This window comes from Paractinoplanes pyxinae, from assembly GCF_026626335.1.
GTDB lineage: Bacteria > Actinomycetota > Actinomycetes > Mycobacteriales > Micromonosporaceae > Actinoplanes > Actinoplanes pyxinae.
In genome coordinates this window covers 119,804-136,060 of the sequence record NZ_JAPNTZ010000002.1, presented here as the reverse complement: position 1 = coordinate 136,060, position 16,257 = coordinate 119,804, and the positions used below count along the sequence as shown (strand labels likewise).

Here is a 16,257-nt window from a genome sequence, read left to right as displayed (position 1 = left end):
CGTAACGCGCCGGACGAGCACACATTCCCCGACGGCCCCGGAGCCGGATGGTAACGGTCCGGCCACCGTATGCCTCCGACGGCGACACCGTACACCGGGAACATGCTGTCGTGTCGCACACAATCCAGGAAGATCACGCACCTGCGCCGCCGGGCCACAACTCGGCGGGTGCCGCCTCGGGTCGCTCGCCGACCAGCTCGGCCAGCCGCGCGACCCGCCTTTTTCCCATAATCAAATATTGTCGCCCGTCATCTGACAGCCGCCCCGCGAGACCCGCTCGCACCAGCGCCGCATCGATCTCCGCCGTGTCCTTGGCCGGGTCGAGACCGAGCGCGTAGCCGCCGGGAACCGGATCGCCCGCGGCGGCCACCCACAGACGCAGGCGAGGGCCGCTCAGGAAAAGCTGCGCGGCGGCCCGGGGCCAGGCCTGGGCAAGACCATTCAACCTTCTTGAGTACGCGGTGAGGACTTCGAACCTCGGGACGGACAGCGCTGGTTCGGGCCTTTCCGCCTCAGGGTCGGCAATCCCGGACTTAACGGCATCACCTTCGTCGTCGGCGCCGGCCTCAGCCGCTTCCTCAGCCCCAGCCTCGCGCTCGGCGGCGGCCTCACTGTCGCCGTCGATCTTGGGGCCGCCCTCGTTCTCGTCGACCGGACGCCAACTTACGACCAGGCCGCGGATCACCAGCTCGCCGACCAGCACGTGCACCCGCCAGGCCCCGTCGACCACGACCGAGACGCGGGCCGTGCCGCCCATGCGCCCGAGCCGCCCCGGACCGGCCAGCAGACCGGCCAGGTCGGCCGGCGACGGCTCGGTGGTCTCGGCCCCGAAGAACGGCAGCTGACGACCGGCGTCGTGGGGCTGAGCCGGCCGCGGATGGGCGGGACGCTTGGCAGCCGGAACCGGCGCGGGCAGCACCTCGCGCGGGATCAGCGGCCACCCCGTCTCGGTCATCTCACCGGCACTCGGGCGCTTCGTCGAAGGCGGCCTTGAGCTCGACCGAGTTGAGGTTGCTGGTGTCGAGACTGCTCGCCGCGTAGTCGGCCTGCATCTGCTCGACGACCTTGGTGACCTGCTGGTAGAACGCCTCGGCGGGCGCGGTCGCCAAGCCCTCGATGCCGGTCTTGGCGCGGGCGTACGCGTCGCGCGTGGCCGCCAGCGAGCCGGTGAACCCGTCGGCGATGCGGGCGCCGTCGTCCACGTCGGGCACGCCGGCCTTGACGACCCCGGCCCGGGCCTTCTCGCTCGCCTCGGCCGCGCCGCCGAACAGCCGCATCAGGTTTTCCTTGGCCTGGCCGGGTGTGGTCGCCTTTTCCATCTGTTGCTGGGTGCGCGTGGTCAAGGAGCCGATCTCGGTGCGCCACGGCTCGAGGGTGGTGCACACCGAGGCCGCCCACGCTCGCGCGCCGGGGCTGCCGGAACAGCCGGCGAGCGAGGCCAGGAGCGCGAGAAGAGCCACTAATGCGAGGGGTCGGGCCGGGCGCATGGGAAGCAGCGTACGGGCAAGGTCCGACAACCTCATCTATGGTGCGGGGCACCCGGCGTTCGCCGAGTGCCCCGCGGTCGTTCTTCAACTCGATCAGGCAGTGACCTTGGTGGTCGGCGTGCTGTTGTTCGACGGGGTGTCGTCGCCCATCGAGATGGGCTTGCGCTTGCTCCACACCACCGCGCCCGCGATGATCAGCGCCGCCACGACGGCGATCGTGATGCGCAGCGGGTTGTTCTGGTCGTTGCCGATGCTCCAGGCCACCACGGCCGGGGCGATCAGCAGCGAGACCAGGTTCATCACCTTGATCAGCGGGTTGATGGCCGGGCCCGCGGTGTCCTTGAACGGGTCGCCGACGGTGTCGCCGATGATCGTGGCCTCGTGCGCCTCGGAGCCCTTGCCGCCGAAGTTGCCGTCCTCGACCAGCTTCTTGGCGTTGTCCCAGGCCCCACCGGAGTTGGACAGGAAGACCGCCATCAGCGTGCCGGTGCCGATCGCACCGGCCAGGTAGGACGCGAGGGCGCCGGCGCCGAGGCCGAAGCCGACGGCGATGGGGGCCATGATCGCCAGCAGGCCGGGGGTGAGCAGCTCGCGCTGCGCGTCCCGGGTGCAGATGTCGACCACCCGGCCGTACTCGGGCCGCTGGGTGCGGTCCATGATGCCGGGGAACTCGCGGAACTGGCGGCGGACCTCCATGACGACCGCGCCCGCCGAGCGGGACACGGCGTTGATGGCCAGGCCCGAGAAGAGGAACACGACCGCCGCGCCGACCAGCAGGCCGACGAGGTTGCGCGGGTTGGCGATGTTGAGCAGGCCCAGGATCTCGTTGCCGACCTGGTCGGCGTCGATGCCGGCGTCGGCCAGCGAGGTGGCCAGGCTGTTCGTGTACGAGCCGAACAGCGCGGTCGCGGCCAGTACGGCCGTCGCGATCGCGATGCCCTTGGTGATCGCCTTGGTGGTGTTGCCGACGGCGTCCAGCTCGGTGAGGATCTGCGCGCCCTTCTCGTCGACGTCACCGGACATCTCGGCGATGCCCTGCGCGTTGTCGGAGATCGGGCCGAAGGTGTCCATGGCCACGATGACGCCGACCGTGGTCAGCAGACCCGTACCGGCCAGCGCGACAGCGAACAGCGACAGGGTGAGCGACGAGCCACCCAGCAGGAACGCGCCGAACACACCCGCGCCGAGCAGCAGGGCCGAGTAGACCGCGGACTCGAGGCCGACGCTGATGCCGGCCAGGACCACGGTGGCCGCGCCGGTCTGCGACGACTTGCCGATGTCCTGCACCGGGCGCCGGTTGGTCTCGGTGAAGTAGCCGGTCAGCGCCTGGATGGCGGCGGCCAGCACGATGCCGATGACGACCGCGCCGATCGCGAGCCAGCGGGGGTCACGTCCGCTGTTGAGGATGTCGGCCGCGATGCCCTCGTCCTCGAAGCCGGCAAACGTCGACGGCAGGTAGATGAAGCTGACGACGGCGACGGCGACGGCCGCGACGGCGGCGGAGATGTAGAACGCCCGGTTGATGGCGGTCAGACCGTTGCGGTCGCTGGGACGCAGTCGTGTGATGAAGACGCCCAGGATGGCGATCACGACACCGACCGTCGAGACGATCAGCGGGAAGATCAGACCGTCCTGACCGAACGCGGCCGAGCCCAGGATGAGGGCGGCGACCAGGGTCACGGCGTACGACTCGAAGAGGTCGGCCGCCATGCCGGCGCAGTCGCCGACGTTGTCGCCCACGTTGTCGGCGATGGTGGCCGCGTTGCGCGGGTCGTCCTCCGGAATGCCCTGCTCGACCTTGCCGACCAGGTCGGCGCCGACGTCGGCGGCCTTGGTGAAGATGCCGCCGCCGACCCGCATGAACATGGCGAGCAGCGCCGCGCCGAAGCCGAAGCCCTCGAGCACGGTCGGGGCGTCGCTGCGGAAGATCAGCACGACCAGCGCGCCACCGAACAGGCCGAGGCCGACGGTGAGGAAGCCGACCACACCACCGGTGCGGAAGGCGATGCCCATGGCGGTCTCGCGACCGCCGTTCTCGCTCGCCGCCGCGGCCACCCGCAGGTTGGCCCGGGTGGCGAGCGCCATGCCCGCGCCGCCGATGAACGAACTGAACACCGCGCCGACGATGAAGAACAGCGAGCGTCCGATCTTGACCCAGACCTCGTTGTCGGTGTCGTGCACCGGCAGGAGGAAGAGCAGGACGACCGCGATCACCACGAAGATGGCGAGGGTCTTGAACTGGCGGAACAGGTAGGCCGACGCGCCTTCTTGGACGGCTCCGGCGATCTCCTGCATGTTCTTGGTACCCCGGCCGGTCTTGAGAACCGACTGGACGAACATCGCCGCGAAGCCCAGCGCAATGAGCGCGAAGACCAGGGCGACGATGACAAACGTGACGTTAGAACCACTTAATGAGGTCCCGGACATCAATGTCCTCCTGTACACCGACCGCGCCCGGTTCCGGCGGACGGCACCGGCGGGCGCATCCCCGTCCAAGGGGAGACGACAACTGGGTCCCGCGGCCGCGGGACCAGGAGCAGTAGCTGATAACTCGCGTACTGTATCGGCCGATGGTGGTGATGGTCACACCTGAGTTCAGCCGTGTCGTGGTGATGTTTGCCGCTGTGTTAGCAGCCGGATGTCTGGGTATTGATGCCGGTTGATATCGTCGCGGATTTGTCCAATTTGTTTTGAGCGTCTCAGCGACGCTGGACGGGCCACACCATCCGGACCTCGGTGCCCGGACCGTCATCGACCGGGCGGACCTGCAGGTCATCGACGAATCCGGCGAGAAGCGCGAAACCGACGCCGGTCGTGAGCGCGTCCTCGGTGAGGGACTCGTCGGCCAGCTCGTCCGGCGGCAACTTGGTCAGGCCGACGCTCGCCTCGATCGGGGCGTGGTCGATGACCCGTACGGTGTACGCGTCCGAATCAGACATTTCGACGGTCACCAGGTCGGCCAGGCCGTACTGGTTGTGCAGGGCGACCGCCCGGGTGCAGGCCTCACCGATGGCCAGCCGGACCTCGTCCAGCAGTTCCTCGGCGACGCCGGCCCGCCGGGCCACCGCGACGCCGACCAGCCGGGCCGTGCGCACATGCACGGGAGCGGGCGAGAAGGACAGCCGAACCGTCGCCATCACGAAAGCGCGCTGTCGTCGCTGCCTCGGGTCGCCGCCTCGATCGTGGGGAAGATCGGGAACACCTGGTCGAGCGCCGTGATCCGGAAAATCTTGAGGAGGGCTTCCTTGGAGCAGACGAGGCTGAACCGCCCGTTCGCCACCCGCAGTCGCTTCATCGCGCCGACCAGCACACCCAGGCCCGTGGAGTCGAGGAACTCGACACCGCCCAGGTCGACGACGACGCTGCGCACCCCGGAGTCGACCAGCTCGACAAGGCGCTCGCGCAGCCTCGGAGCCGTGTAGACGTCGACCTCGCCACCCACCTCGAGCACCGTGTGCTCGTCGACGGTCCGGGTCGCAAGGGACAGCTCCATCGCTCCTCCTCCCTGCGGGGGCCTTTGATCCGACGGCCGATCTCCCCAGCGAATCTAACCATCGCCCGCTATCGGGCCGCCGTCCGGCTCCACCGTCGTACCCGTTTGAGGTTCGCCCCATTCCGGTGTCACAGTGCTGGGCGTGACGTCGACCGCCTACAGCCCCGCCGAGTTGCTCCACCGGTTGCAGGCGCGAACGTCGGCCTCCCCCATCACCCATGTCGAGCGGATCCCGGCTCGTTTGGGTCACGCTGTGCCATGGCCGTCGTGGGCCTCGCCGACGGTGGTGGCCGCCCTGAACGATCACGGAATCACGCGCCCGTGGGAACACCAGGCCACCGCGGCGTCGCTGGCGGCCGAGGGCACCCATGTCGTGGTGGCCACCGGCACGGCGTCCGGCAAGTCGCTCGCCTACCAACTGCCGGTGCTGTCGCGGCTGCTCGACGACGAGCGCGCGACGGCGCTCTACCTCTCACCGACGAAGGCGCTCGCGGCCGACCAACTGCGCGCGGTGGCGAGACTCGGGCTCGACGGGGTGCGCCCGGCCACGTACGACGGTGACACCTCACGCGAGGAGCGGGAGTGGATCCGGCAGCACTCCCGGCTGGTGCTGACCAACCCCGACATGCTCCACCACGCCCTGCTGCCCGGCCACGCGCGCTGGGGAACCTTCCTGCGCCGGCTGTCGTACGTGGTGATCGACGAGTGCCACGCCTACCGGGGGGTGTTCGGCTCGCACGTCGCGCATGTCCTGCGCCGGCTGCGGCGCCTGGCCGCGCGCTACGGCGGTTCGCCCACCTTCGTGCTGGCCTCGGCCACGTCGGGCGATCCGGCCGACGCGGCATCCCGCCTGACGGGTCTGCCGGTGACGGCCGTGACCACCGACGCCTCCCCGCGCGGGGCGACGACGTTCGCGCTCTGGGAGCCGCCGCTGCTCCCCGCCGATCCGCTTGACGAAGACCTTCCCGAGGTACGCCGATCCGCGCTCAGTGAGACGGCCGACCTCCTGGCCGACGCGGTCGCCGCCGGCACCCGCACCCTGGCCTTCATCCGCTCCCGGCGCGGGGCCGAGGTGGTGGCCACCATGACCAAGCGCAGCCTCGACGAGGCGGTGCCGGGCCTCGGCGATCGGGTGGCCGCCTACCGCGCCGGCTACCTGAAGGAAGACCGCCGCCAGATTGAGCGGGCCCTGCTCTCGGGCGAGCTGCTGGCACTGGCCTCGACCAACGCGCTCGAGCTGGGCGTCGACCTGGTCGGGCTGGACGCGGTGCTGATCTGCGGTTATCCGGGCACCCGGGCGTCGCTGTGGCAGCAGGCCGGGCGGGCGGGCCGGGCCGGCGGCGAGGCGCTGGCGGTGCTGATCGCCCGGGACGACCCGCTCGACACCTATCTGGTGCACCACCCGTCGGCGCTGTTCGGGCGGCCGGTCGAGGTGACCGTGCTCGACCCGGCCAACCCGTACGTGCTGGGACCGCAACTCTGCTGCGCGGCCTCCGAAGCACCCCTGCGGGCCGACGACCTGGAGCTCTTCGGCGGCGAGGCAGCGCGCGCGGCCGTCGACGGGCTGACCGCCTCGGGCGCGCTGCGCAAGCGGCCGTCGGGCTGGTACTGGACGCATCCCGGGCGGCCCGACGTCGACCTGCGCGGGGCCGGCGGGGCCCCGGTCTCGGTGGTCGAATCGGCCACCGGGCGGCTGCTCGGCACGGTCGACCAGGCGTCGTCGCACTTCATGCTGCACACCGGGGCGGTCTATCTGCATCAGGGCGTGAGCCACCTGGTCGACCAGCTCGACCTGGACGACGCGGTCGCGCTCGTGCACCGGGCCGACCCGGACTGGTCGACCCACGCCCGCGACGTCACCGACGTGTCGGTGCTGGGCGTGCGCTCCCACGTGGACGCCGGCCCGGTCGGCCTCTATCTGGGCGACGTCGAGGTGACCAGCCAGGTCGTGTCGTACCAGCGGCGCCGGCTCGGCTCGGGCGAGGTGATCGACACCAAGCCGCTCGACCTGCCGGTGCGCGAACTGCGTACGGTCGCCGTCTGGTTCACCGTCACGCCGCGCGCGCTGGAAGCGGCCGGGGTGGAGCCGCCGGATGTGCCGGGGGCCCTGCACGCCGCCGAGCACGCCGCGATCGGGCTGCTCCCGCTGATGGCCACGTGCGACCGCTGGGACATCGGCGGCCTGTCCACGGCCAACCACGTCGATACCGAAGCCCCCACGGTCTTCGTGTACGACGGCCACCCGGGCGGCGCGGGCTTCGCCGAACGCGCCTACGCCACCGCGTCCGCCTGGCTGGCCGCCACCCGCGAGGCGATCGCGGCCTGCGGCTGCGAGTCCGGCTGCCCGTCGTGCGTCCAGTCCCCCAAATGCGGCAACGGCAACAACCCGCTACACAAGCCGGGCGCCGTCCAGGTCCTCGACACCGTCCTGGCCGCCCTGCGTTCTGCGGCCTAGGCCCAGAATCCGGTCGGCCCGCTCGAAGAACTCCTGCCGAGCCTCCGGCGGCGCCTCGAGAAGCGCATCGCGCAGATGGTGCTCCGGGTGGAACTCGGCCGCCCACTTCGCGGACCACTCGGCGTGCCACTCACCCAACTCGATCACCCTGCGCATGCGCTCAGTCACCTCAGGAGGTTATCGACCGCTGCTCCACCACGGGTGCCATCGCGTAGACCGGCCCGGCCCGAGCGGTAGCCACGGCTCGGCGTCCCAGGCCAGGCACGGCGACTTCGGCCCGCACCACCACGTCGAGACCCTCGACCACGCACGACGCCAGGCGGCCGTGGTTGGCCGCGACCAACTGCCCGGCCCGCGCGCAGGCGACCTCGGGCCCGTAGATCGCCTTGGCCGCGCCCGCCAGCGCACCCAGGTCGGCCGCCGTGCGGGCCTCGTGCCGCCCGACGCGCGCCGTGCCGACGCCGGCCGCCGCCACCCCGGCCACGGTCAGGAACAGCCCGAACGCCAGCACCAGAATCGTCGCCGCACCGCGATCCCGCCCAGCCCGGCTTCCCGCTGCTCCGCGCCCGGCCCGGCTTCCCGCTGCTCCGCGCCCGGCCCGGCTTCCCGATGCTCCGCGCCTGGCCCGGCTTCCCGCTGCTCCGCGCCCGGCCCGGCTTCCCGATGCTCTGCGCCGGCGGGCGGCGCACGGTTTCACAGCACCGCCTCAGGCTCACGCGCGGCGGTGGCCGTGCCCTCAACGGTGATCACCGACAGGTTGGCCCCCAGCACCCGCAGCCGCGCCCGGACCCGGGCCGTGACGACATCGCTGTCACCGCCGATCTCGACCTCGGCGCCGGGCGGAGCGACCCGCTCCCCGGCCGCCGCACCGGAATCGCCGCGGGCCTCGGCCAGCGCGGCCTCGCGGGCGGCGTCCACGCACTGGCCCTTGGTGGCCACGGCCGAGACGGCGCCCAGCCCGGCCGCCAGCAGCAGCATGAGCGCCGGCAGCCCGGCCGCGAGCTCGGCCGTGAACGCACCCCGGTCGCGGCCGGGCCACCGGCGCCGGGTCACTTCAGCGCCCGGTCGATGACCGCGTCCAGCGCCCCGGCGACGCCGGTGCTGGTCACAACCTTGTAGAGCACTCCGGCGAACGCGACCGCGGCCAGCGTGCCGACGGCGTACTCGGCCGTGTTCATGCCGGCGTCGGCCGCCTCGGCCCGCAGCCGGACGAGGTTCGCGATGAGTTTGCGCACGTGGTTCTCCTTCGGTTTCCGATTGACGACCGGCCCGCGGCCGGCCGTGGTGGCCCACGGGTCAGAGGACGTCCCCGAGGACCGCGATCAGCACCGGGACCAGCCCGGCCAGCAGGAAGGCGGGCAGGAAACACAGCCCGAGCGGCAGCACGATGAGCACGCCGGCCCGCTGGGCGGCCGCCTCGACGGCGACCGCCCGGTCGGCCCGCAGGTCGTCCGCGAGCCGGCCCAGGGCGCCGGCCAGCGCGCCGCCGCTCGCGCTGGTACGGACGGCTGCCGCGATCAGCCGCTCGGCGCCCGGAATCTCGGCCAGGTGGGCCCAAGCCTCGGCTGGCGCGGCGCCCAGGGTGAGCGAGCGCGCGGTGCGGCGCAGCCGGAGGCCGAGCGGCCCGTCGAGCGCGTCGGCCACGGCGGCCGCCGCCCCGTCGACCGGGGCGCCCGCCCGGAGCGCGGCCGCCAGCAGGTCGGCCCCGAGCGGCAGATCAGCCGCGGCAGCACGGCGCTCTTGCCGCACGCGGGCCGGCTCGCGCCGCCGCAGGAAGCGTTCCGCACCCACGCCCGCGGCCACGCCCAGCAGCCCGCCCCACCACGTGCCGACGAACCCGGCCACCGCGAGCCCCGCCCCGACGGCCAGCAGCCACCGAGTCCGGCGCGCGTTCCGCTCAGCCGAGGCCGAGGCGGGCGACGAGGACGACGACAAGGCCGCCCGAATCTGCCTCAGCCGGCCGCGCACCACCCGCCCGCCGGCCACTGGGGCAACAACCAGAGCCAGCGCCGCCGCCACGATCAGCAGAGCCGTCACAACCCCACCGCCACACTCGAGCCGGCCATCACAGCGCCGCCTGCTCGGTGGCCGGCACGCGCCCGGTGACTGCTTCGTGCCGGTCGGCTGGCTCGTGGTCGCCGATCGAGGCCCGCCCGACCGGCCACGACGGGCAGCCGCGACCGTCGGCCAGCAGCGCGGCCACGCAGCAGGCCCGCAAGGGCACCCGGCCCGGCCGTCCGACCCGCAGAAACTCCGTCAGCGCACACCCCGCGCTCATCGCGTCGCCCGCACTTATCGCGTCGCCCGCGCTCATCGCGTCACCCGTGCTCATCGCGTCGCCCGCGCTCATCGGGTCACCCCGCCGACCAGGCGCTCGGACCACAGCAGGCCGGCCGCCTGCAGTACGACCGCGGCCAGCCCGCACGCCGCACCCAAAGGCGTGCGCAGCAGCACGTGGAACGGGTCGGCCCCCATCAGCACGCCCAGCCCGAGGCCGGCGAGCGGCAGAGCCGCCAGCAGCATCGAGGTGGCCTGAGCACCGGCCGCCTGGGCCGCCGCCGCAGCTCCGGCCCGGTCGGTCGCCCGGGCGTCGGCCTCGATCCGCTCGACCAAATCGGCCGCCGGCGCCCCGGTCCGTTCGGCGAGGTGCCACACCGAACCCGTGAGCCGCCGCAGCCGGTCGCCCTCGTTGCTCCGGGCCTCGGCCGGCGGCAGCCCCGCCCGCAGGTCGGCCGCCAGTCCGGCCAGCGCGTCCAGGGCGGCCGACCGTTCCGCCGCCGCCCGCCGGCGAGCCACCCGCCGCAGCCAGGCCCGGCCCCCGAGCCCCGCGTACGCGCAGGCGATGGCCGCAGCCACCGGGCCGCCCAGCAGCAGCCCCACCACCCCGGCCCCGGCGATTCCCCCGGCCAGCGCTTGCTTCGGCGCCACCGAGGCGTAGGCAGCGACCCGCCGGCCCAGCGCCACCACCGACACCCGTGGCGCCGACCGGATCCGCCCGATCGGCAGCACGACCACCAACGCGCCCACCACGAGCAGCAACGGCCCCCACGTCACGGCGCCACCACCGGAGGCCGGAGGACGGCCGGGGCGCCCACCCCGCGAACGGCCAGCATCCGGGCCAGCGCTGCCGCACCCGGCCCGGCCCCGTGCAAGCGGCGCCAGGCCGGAACCACGGTCGCCAGCCGCTCCTCACCGGCCGGCAACAGCACGCTGACCGACTCGAGGACGCGCCCCTGTTCCGTACGCCGCACCTGAAGCACCACCTGCAGCGCGGCCACCACCTGGGCGTGCAGCGCCGCCCGGGGCAGCCCACCGAGCAACCCCAGCGCCTCGAGCCGGGCCGGAACGTCGGCCGGCGCATTGGCGTGCAGAGTGCCCGCGCCGCCGTCGTGCCCTGTGTTGAGCGCGCCCAGCAGGTCGACGATCTCGGCACCGCGGCACTCCCCCACGACCAGCCGGTCGGGCCGCATCCGCAGCGCCTGCCGCACCAGGTCGGTCAGCCCGATCGCGCCCGCCCCCTCGACGTTCGCGGTGCGGGACTGCAGGGCGACCACGTGCGGGTGCAGCGGACGCAGCTCGGCCGCGTCCTCGACCAGGACGATCCGCTCGGTCGGCGGCACCATGCCCAGCAGCGTGGCCAACAGCGTCGTCTTGCCGCTGCCGGTGCCGCCGGTGACCAGGTAGGCCAGCCGGGCAGCGACGATCGCGGCCAGCACCGGGGCGACCGTGGCCGGGACGGTTCCGTGCTCGACCAGGTCGTCGAGGCGGAACGGGCGGTGGCGGAAGGTGCGCAGCGACAGGTACGGGCCGTCGGTCGCCACCGGGGGCAGCACGGCGTGCAGGCGGGTGCCGTCGGGCAGGCGGGCGTCCGCGTACGGCTGGCCATCGTCGAGCCGGCGCCCGCACGCTGCCGCGAGCCGCTGAGCCAGGCGCCGCACCTCTTCCAGGTCGCCGAGCACGACGGGTGCCCGTTGCAGCCCGGCACCCCGGTCGACCCAGACCGCGAGCCCGTTCACCAGTACGTCGGTCACCTGCGGATCGGCCAGCAGAGGCGCCAGCGGCCCGGCCCCGACCAGTTGGTCGTGCACCCGGTCGGCCAGCCGGAGCACGGCCGTGTCGCCCAGCACGGCGGCCGTGGACTCACTGCGCACGGCCTGCACCACGGCGGCCGGGGTCGCTTCGACGCCGTCGACGGCGAACTGGTGGCGCACCCGGTCGGCGACGCGCGGCGCCGATGCGGCCAGGCGGCTGCCGAGTCCCGCGTACGCCGTCATGCCGCCACCGCCACGGCCCCGTCGCGCGTCAGGTCGTTGACCACCCGCCGGCACAGCCGCGCGAGCGGCCCTTTGCCGTCGGCGGCCGGCGGCAGGCCGTGCTCGATCCGCTGCGAGATCGCCGGCTCGGGCCGCAGCGTGCCGATCAGCGGCAGCCCCAGCGCCGACGCGATGTCGCGTGCTCGCAGCCGGCCCGGCGCCGGCCCCCGCACCACCAGGGACAGCTCCTCGCGGTGAGCCCGCACCAGGCCGGCCACCCGGGCCGCCGCGGCGGAGGCGCGCACCTCGGCCGGCACGATGAGCACTGCCTGGTCGGCGCACTCGAGCGCGAGCACGCCGGCGTCGTCGAGGCGGCGCGGCAGGTCGACCACGATCACCTCGCGGGCGCGGCGGCCGGCGTCGATCGTGGCGGCCATCGCCTCGGCGGGCAGGGCGGGCGAGGTGCCGCGGTCGAACGAGAGCAGCACCAGGTCGCCGTCGCGCGGCAGCGCCCCGAGCAGGCTCGGCGGATCGACCCGGCCGCCCGCCTCGGCCAGGGCCGACCAGCGCAGGCCGTCGCGACGCTCCCAGCCGAACATCATGTCGAGGCCGCCGCCGAGCGAGTCGGCGTCGATCAGCAGGGTGCGGCGCCGGCCGCGGGCCGCGGTCACCGCCAGCCCCGCGGCCAGGGTGCTGGCACCGGCGCCGCCCCGCCCGCCGATGACCGCCAGCACGCGGCCCACCGGCTGCTGAAGATGCTCGGCGAAGCGATCGACCACCCAGGTGTCGGCGGTGGGCAATTCTGCGATGTGCTCGACGCCGTGGGCGTTGGCGGCGTGCCACATCGGCTCGGCCACCTCGCCCCGGCCGACCACGGCGACCCGGGAGCGGCGCGGGAGCCGGGCGCGCAGGCAGGCCTCGAGCTGGTCGGCCCCGATCATGACCATCGGGGCGGTGCCGTAGCGGGCGCGGGCGGCGGCCGGGTCGGGCGCCACGTCGACCTTGGTGCCCCCGGCCGCGGCGAGGCGCAGCAGATCGTCGAGCAGGTCGGGGTCGGCGGTGACGACGAGGGGCAGGCGGGCAGGGGGCATCGGCGGTCTCCAGCGCTCGGGTGGCAGCGGGTGAGGCGCCCACCTTCGCGGGAGACGGAACCGGCGGCCAGGCGCGGCGACGCAGCCTGTGGACAACCGGGCCGCTTGTGGATATCGCGTCGCTGTCCCGCCAGTCTGCTAAGGGCGGTCTCGGCGTGGAGAGTGGAAGCGGCGGCCGTTGGGTATGTTGGTGCCGACACGGACCTGTGGGGTTGGCATGGAAAGTTCGATCACCCGTTCGCTCGACGACGACGGTTCCGCCGTCGTGTCCGTCGTGGGCGAGATCGATTTCTCGAACGCTGACGAGCTGGCCGGATGCATCCGTGACGCCGTCGACGAGTGGTCCGCGGCCGTCGTCCGGGTCGACCTGCGCGCCGCCAGCTTCATCGACTCCACCGGTCTGGGCGCGCTGATCGAGGGCTACCGAGCCGCCACCGCGGCCGAGGCACGCTTCCTGGTCGTCAACCCGAGTCCGTCGTTCCGCCGTGTACTCGACGTAACCGGACTGTGCGACTTCTTCGGCCTGGGCGAGGTCGTCGCGGCCGAGCCGACGCAGGCCACAGGGGCCTGATCCGGCGCCGGAAAGGGAACGACCCCCGTCGGGGGAGACGGGGGCCGTCCGAGGATTCGGCTCCGGGGGGGTCGAGCCGAATCGACTCGGTGATCGCGGGGGGCGCAATCACCGAGGGTTCACGGAGTGTTTTCAAGTGGTGATGTTCGTCGGGTCGCAACGTGAATCCCGGTCGCAACAGCACAAGCATGCCTCACAGAAGCAGCACAGTCGAGTACTGAATGTGGCTCACTGCGATAGTGCTGCCTGTCTGACCGATTTCACTGCCAGTCACGGGCCGCCCTGAACCGACGCGCCGGGACGACGGTGATGAACCACTTGCGACTACACTTTCGGCCCGTGGGCCTGAGCGCCGCGTTTTTCGACCTCGACAAGACCGTCATCGCCAAGTCCAGCGCGTTGGCCTTCGGACGGCCGTTCTACCGTGACGGCCTGATCAGCCGGCGCGACATGGTGAAATCCGCTTACGCACAGCTGATGTTCCGGCTCGGTGGCGGCTCCGACGAGCAGGCCATGGCCCGCACCCGCGACTACCTGGCCGCCCTCTGCAAGGGCTGGCGCGTCGAGCAGGTGCAGCAGATCGTCGCCGAGACCTTGGACGAGCTGATCAACCCCTATGTGTACGCCGAGGCCGCGACCCTGATTGCCGAGCATCAGGCGGCCGGCCGCGACGTCGTGCTCGTCTCCGCCTCGGGCGACGAGATGGTCCGCCCGATCGGCGCCCTGCTCGGCATCACCGACATCATCGCCACCCGCATGAGCATCGTCGACGGGCGCTACAGCGGCGACGTCGAGTTCTACGCGGCCGGCCCCAGCAAGGTCGTGGGCGTTCGCGAGCTGGCCGCCGAGCGGGGCTACAACCTGGCCGACTGCTACGCCTACTCCGACTCCAGCAGCGACCTGCCCCTGCTCGAGTCGGTCGGCCACCCCAGCGCCGTCAACCCCGACCGGACGCTGCGCCGGGCCGCGGTCGAGAACAAGTGGCCGATCCTCGAGTTCCGCCACCCCATCCCGCTGAGCCGCCGCCTGCGCGACAAGCCGGCCGTCCCGGTGGCCGCGGCCGCCCTCAGCGTGGGCGTGGGCGCGGCCATCGGCTTCGCCATCTACGCCCGGCACCGCCGCACCCGCACACCTGCCTGATCAGGTTCTGCCGAGGGCCAAAGAGCAGCGCGAATGGCTTTGGTCTGACTAATGCGGAAAGCCAGATTTGCCGGGCCGAATCCCTGGCGATCAAGCCGGTACGGGCGTAGAAAGAACAGGCGAGGATCGAAGCGGAGCCGGGGTTGCCCGGCGTAAAAGCACCGGTTCTCGTGCACGGCCACCGGGAACCCACGCGCGATCAGCCACGGCAGGCACGTTGCGGCGGGACCGCGGCCCCCCAGGCTCACATTTGAGGAGCCGTGAGGCTAAGGACTGCCGACAACGACCCAGGTGCACGCTTGATAACCCGGTCCGGACGCGCAGCAGCCGGCGCCCCTCAAGGGACGCCGGCTCTAAATTTTTCCGGCCGCGGCCAGGTGACGGGTGCGCAGCTCGTGATAGACCGCGCGGAACAGCTTCGGCCGCGAGTGAAAGTCGACCCCCTGCGCCCACAGCTCCGTGTTGACGGTCGAGCCGTCACGCCGCTCGATGAGCACGGTCAGGCCGCTCGGGATGCGGAACGGACCGATCTGGTGGCTCGCCTCATGCAGGTGCACCTGCGAGATCTCGGCCCAGGCCATCGTGCGTGAGCGCAGCAGGCCGTGAATGCGCAGGCCGCGGGCCCCGACGTAGGCGCCCATCTGCAGGATGCGGTGAGTGCCGAGCACCCACACGGCGGCCAGCGCACACGCGAGCAGGCGCAGGCCGTGGTCGTTCAGCTCGAACGTCTCGATCGACGTCCAGCCCAGCAGGGCCAGCGCGAAGGCTTCCCAGCCGATGATCAGCCAGCGGCCGGTGCCGGGCGTGTACGGGCGCGTCCAGGACTCCACGTCTGGAAGTGTAGAAACTCCTGGTCACGACGTGTGCTGTTCGCACATACGCACAGTACGACGGCTGGTCATACCGTCGCCAGCACCTCGTCGCCGATCTTGGTGATCTCGTCGGCGGCCACCGTCACCGCGGCGGCGTAGTGACGCAGCCACGAGCGGACCCCGTCGGGCGTGCCGGTGGCATAGGCGCCGGCCGATCCCACGTACTCCGGCTCGCGGGCCTGATGCCCGACCTCGACCGCGACCAAACCGCGTGGATCAAGGCCGCGGCTGATTATAGTGAGGCGCGCGGCGGCGCGGGCGACGACCCCGGCCGGGCCGGCGAACGGCCGTAGCGTGATGAGCTCGGCGTGCACGACCGCGGCGAGCAGCAGCGGCGGCGTACGGTCGTTGCCCGCCACCAGGCCGGCGAGCATGTCGACACGCTCCGCACCCCCGGTGAGCCGGCCCAGGTCGGCCGGCGGCACCACCCCGCGCGCGGCCAGGACGTGCAGCTTCGCCAGCACCTGCCGGGGTGCGCGGGGCCAGAGGTCGACCAGCCCGCCGACGCCCTCGGCGACCCGCAAGGCGCCCTGCACGACCGGATCGGTGACGGTCCCACCCCGTACGTCGTCAAGCTCGTGGACATTGCCCTCGAGAGCAGCGCTCGCCACGGCCGCCCGCAGACTCGCCTCAGCCGCGACCTGGCCACCGTGCCGGCGCAAAGCGCGGTGCCGCATCGCGGCGTCCACCCGGTCGCGCGCCTCGGAGAGTGCGGGCGCGACGTCGGCAAGGTCGAGAAGAGGAGCTAGCGGATCCACGCCGAATACCGTAGCCGGTAAATCGGACGAAACATGGGGTGCGCAAAGAGGCTCACAACTGGCAAGATTCGCGCAGGAACAAGCACCTGTTGGTCATCCGGCGCGACCACGACGCCATCTGGCGCGCAGTTATCCAC

Annotated in this window: 19 protein-coding genes; 3 read left to right on the top strand and 16 right to left on the bottom strand. The window is 72.6% G+C overall.

Going from position 1 to position 16,257, the window contains the following annotated elements; all coding sequences use genetic code 11:
- Window positions 1-133: 133 nt before the first annotated feature.
- The 5 genes from OWR29_RS05320 to OWR29_RS05300 form a co-directional block, all read right to left on the bottom strand.
- Entirely contained in the window at window positions 134-955 is an 822-nt protein-coding gene (locus OWR29_RS05320; RefSeq protein WP_267561364.1) for a hypothetical protein, read from the bottom strand.
- A gap of 1 nt (window position 956) precedes the next feature.
- The gene (locus OWR29_RS05315; RefSeq protein WP_267561363.1) at window positions 957-1,487 is read right to left on the bottom strand and encodes a hypothetical protein; all 531 of its coding nucleotides are present in this window, start codon (window positions 1,485-1,487) and stop codon (window positions 957-959) included.
- 93 nt (window positions 1,488-1,580) lie between these two features.
- Window positions 1,581-3,914 (bottom strand): sodium-translocating pyrophosphatase, encoded by a 2,334-nt coding sequence (locus OWR29_RS05310; protein ID WP_267561362.1) that lies wholly within the window; start codon window positions 3,912-3,914, stop codon window positions 1,581-1,583.
- Between the two features lie 272 nt (window positions 3,915-4,186).
- Window positions 4,187-4,627, bottom strand: coding sequence for an ATP-binding protein (locus OWR29_RS05305; protein WP_267561361.1), 441 nt, complete (start codon window positions 4,625-4,627; stop codon window positions 4,187-4,189).
- Complete coding sequence (locus tag OWR29_RS05300; protein WP_267561360.1) at window positions 4,624-4,980, bottom strand: STAS domain-containing protein; 357 nt, start codon at window positions 4,978-4,980, stop codon at window positions 4,624-4,626. Before OWR29_RS05300 ends, OWR29_RS05305 begins: the two co-directional genes overlap by 4 nt.
- A 133-nt stretch (window positions 4,981-5,113) precedes the next feature.
- On the opposite strand from OWR29_RS05300, the gene OWR29_RS05295 reads away from it, so the two are divergent.
- On the top strand, window positions 5,114-7,435 hold the full coding sequence (locus OWR29_RS05295; RefSeq protein ID WP_267561359.1) for a DEAD/DEAH box helicase: 2,322 nt from the start codon (window positions 5,114-5,116) through the stop codon (window positions 7,433-7,435).
- On the opposite strand, the gene OWR29_RS05290 is transcribed toward OWR29_RS05295, so the two are convergent.
- The 9 genes from OWR29_RS05290 to ssd form a co-directional block, all read right to left on the bottom strand.
- On the bottom strand, window positions 7,370-7,603 hold the full coding sequence (locus OWR29_RS05290; RefSeq protein ID WP_267561358.1) for a hypothetical protein: 234 nt from the start codon (window positions 7,601-7,603) through the stop codon (window positions 7,370-7,372). The two genes, OWR29_RS05295 and OWR29_RS05290, sit on opposite strands and share 66 nt — an antisense overlap.
- 1 nt (window position 7,604) lies before the next feature.
- A complete protein-coding gene (locus tag OWR29_RS05285; RefSeq protein WP_267561357.1) occupies window positions 7,605-8,132 on the bottom strand; it encodes an Rv3654c family TadE-like protein in 528 nt (175 codons plus the stop codon).
- Entirely contained in the window at window positions 8,129-8,488 is a 360-nt protein-coding gene (locus OWR29_RS05280) for a TadE family type IV pilus minor pilin (protein ID WP_267561356.1), read from the bottom strand. The genes OWR29_RS05285 and OWR29_RS05280 overlap by 4 nt, the downstream gene beginning before the upstream one ends.
- Window positions 8,485-8,613, bottom strand: coding sequence for a DUF4244 domain-containing protein (locus tag OWR29_RS05275; protein WP_250002493.1), 129 nt, complete (start codon window positions 8,611-8,613; stop codon window positions 8,485-8,487). The genes OWR29_RS05280 and OWR29_RS05275 overlap by 4 nt, the downstream gene beginning before the upstream one ends.
- 118 nt (window positions 8,614-8,731) lie before the next feature.
- Window positions 8,732-9,403, bottom strand: a complete 672-nt coding sequence (locus tag OWR29_RS05270) for a type II secretion system F family protein (protein ID WP_438872558.1) — start codon at window positions 9,401-9,403, stop codon at window positions 8,732-8,734.
- A gap of 97 nt (window positions 9,404-9,500) precedes the next feature.
- Complete coding sequence (locus OWR29_RS05265) at window positions 9,501-9,785, bottom strand: hypothetical protein (protein WP_267561354.1); 285 nt, start codon at window positions 9,783-9,785, stop codon at window positions 9,501-9,503.
- Window positions 9,782-10,489 (bottom strand): hypothetical protein, encoded by a 708-nt coding sequence (locus tag OWR29_RS05260; RefSeq protein WP_267561353.1) that lies wholly within the window; start codon window positions 10,487-10,489, stop codon window positions 9,782-9,784. Before OWR29_RS05260 ends, OWR29_RS05265 begins: the two co-directional genes overlap by 4 nt.
- The gene (locus OWR29_RS05255; RefSeq protein WP_267561352.1) at window positions 10,486-11,709 is read right to left on the bottom strand and encodes a TadA family conjugal transfer-associated ATPase; all 1,224 of its coding nucleotides are present in this window, start codon (window positions 11,707-11,709) and stop codon (window positions 10,486-10,488) included. Before OWR29_RS05255 ends, OWR29_RS05260 begins: the two co-directional genes overlap by 4 nt.
- Entirely contained in the window at window positions 11,706-12,779 is a 1,074-nt protein-coding gene (ssd, locus tag OWR29_RS05250; protein WP_267561351.1) for a septum site-determining protein Ssd, read from the bottom strand. Before ssd ends, OWR29_RS05255 begins: the two co-directional genes overlap by 4 nt.
- Before the next feature lie 217 nt (window positions 12,780-12,996).
- Here ssd and OWR29_RS05245 point away from each other — a divergent pair, with 217 nt between their 5' ends.
- Together OWR29_RS05245 and OWR29_RS05240 are read left to right on the top strand one after the other, a co-directional pair.
- Window positions 12,997-13,350, top strand: coding sequence for an STAS domain-containing protein (locus OWR29_RS05245; protein WP_267561350.1), 354 nt, complete (start codon window positions 12,997-12,999; stop codon window positions 13,348-13,350).
- Window positions 13,351-13,689: 339 nt separating this feature from the next.
- Window positions 13,690-14,490, top strand: a complete 801-nt coding sequence (locus OWR29_RS05240) for an HAD family hydrolase (protein ID WP_267561349.1) — start codon at window positions 13,690-13,692, stop codon at window positions 14,488-14,490.
- Window positions 14,491-14,843: 353 nt separating this feature from the next.
- Here OWR29_RS05240 and OWR29_RS05235 read toward each other — a convergent pair whose 3' ends face one another.
- A complete protein-coding gene (locus OWR29_RS05235) occupies window positions 14,844-15,320 on the bottom strand; it encodes an SCO5741 family PH domain-containing membrane protein (protein ID WP_267561348.1) in 477 nt (158 codons plus the stop codon).
- Between the two features lie 68 nt (window positions 15,321-15,388).
- Window positions 15,389-16,120, bottom strand: coding sequence for a Fic family protein (locus tag OWR29_RS05230; RefSeq protein WP_267561347.1), 732 nt, complete (start codon window positions 16,118-16,120; stop codon window positions 15,389-15,391).
- Between the last annotated feature and the right edge of the window lie 137 nt (window positions 16,121-16,257).

Coding starts and splice junctions, on each gene's coding strand:
- OWR29_RS05245 (WP_267561350.1), top strand. CDS start 12,997: ATGGAAAGTTCGATCACCCGTTCGCTCGACGACGACGGTTCCGCCGTC.
- OWR29_RS05300 (WP_267561360.1), bottom strand. CDS start 4,980: ATGGAGCTGTCCCTTGCGACCCGGACCGTCGACGAGCACACGGTGCTC.
- OWR29_RS05265 (WP_267561354.1), bottom strand. CDS start 9,785: ATGAGCGCGGGCGACGCGATGAGCACGGGTGACGCGATGAGCGCGGGC.
- OWR29_RS05255 (WP_267561352.1), bottom strand. CDS start 11,709: ATGACGGCGTACGCGGGACTCGGCAGCCGCCTGGCCGCATCGGCGCCG.
- OWR29_RS05320 (WP_267561364.1), bottom strand. CDS start 955: ATGACCGAGACGGGGTGGCCGCTGATCCCGCGCGAGGTGCTGCCCGCG.
- OWR29_RS05310 (WP_267561362.1), bottom strand. CDS start 3,914: ATGTCCGGGACCTCATTAAGTGGTTCTAACGTCACGTTTGTCATCGTC.
- OWR29_RS05315 (WP_267561363.1), bottom strand. CDS start 1,487: ATGCGCCCGGCCCGACCCCTCGCATTAGTGGCTCTTCTCGCGCTCCTG.
- ssd (WP_267561351.1), bottom strand. CDS start 12,779: ATGCCCCCTGCCCGCCTGCCCCTCGTCGTCACCGCCGACCCCGACCTG.
- OWR29_RS05275 (WP_250002493.1), bottom strand. CDS start 8,613: ATGAACACGGCCGAGTACGCCGTCGGCACGCTGGCCGCGGTCGCGTTC.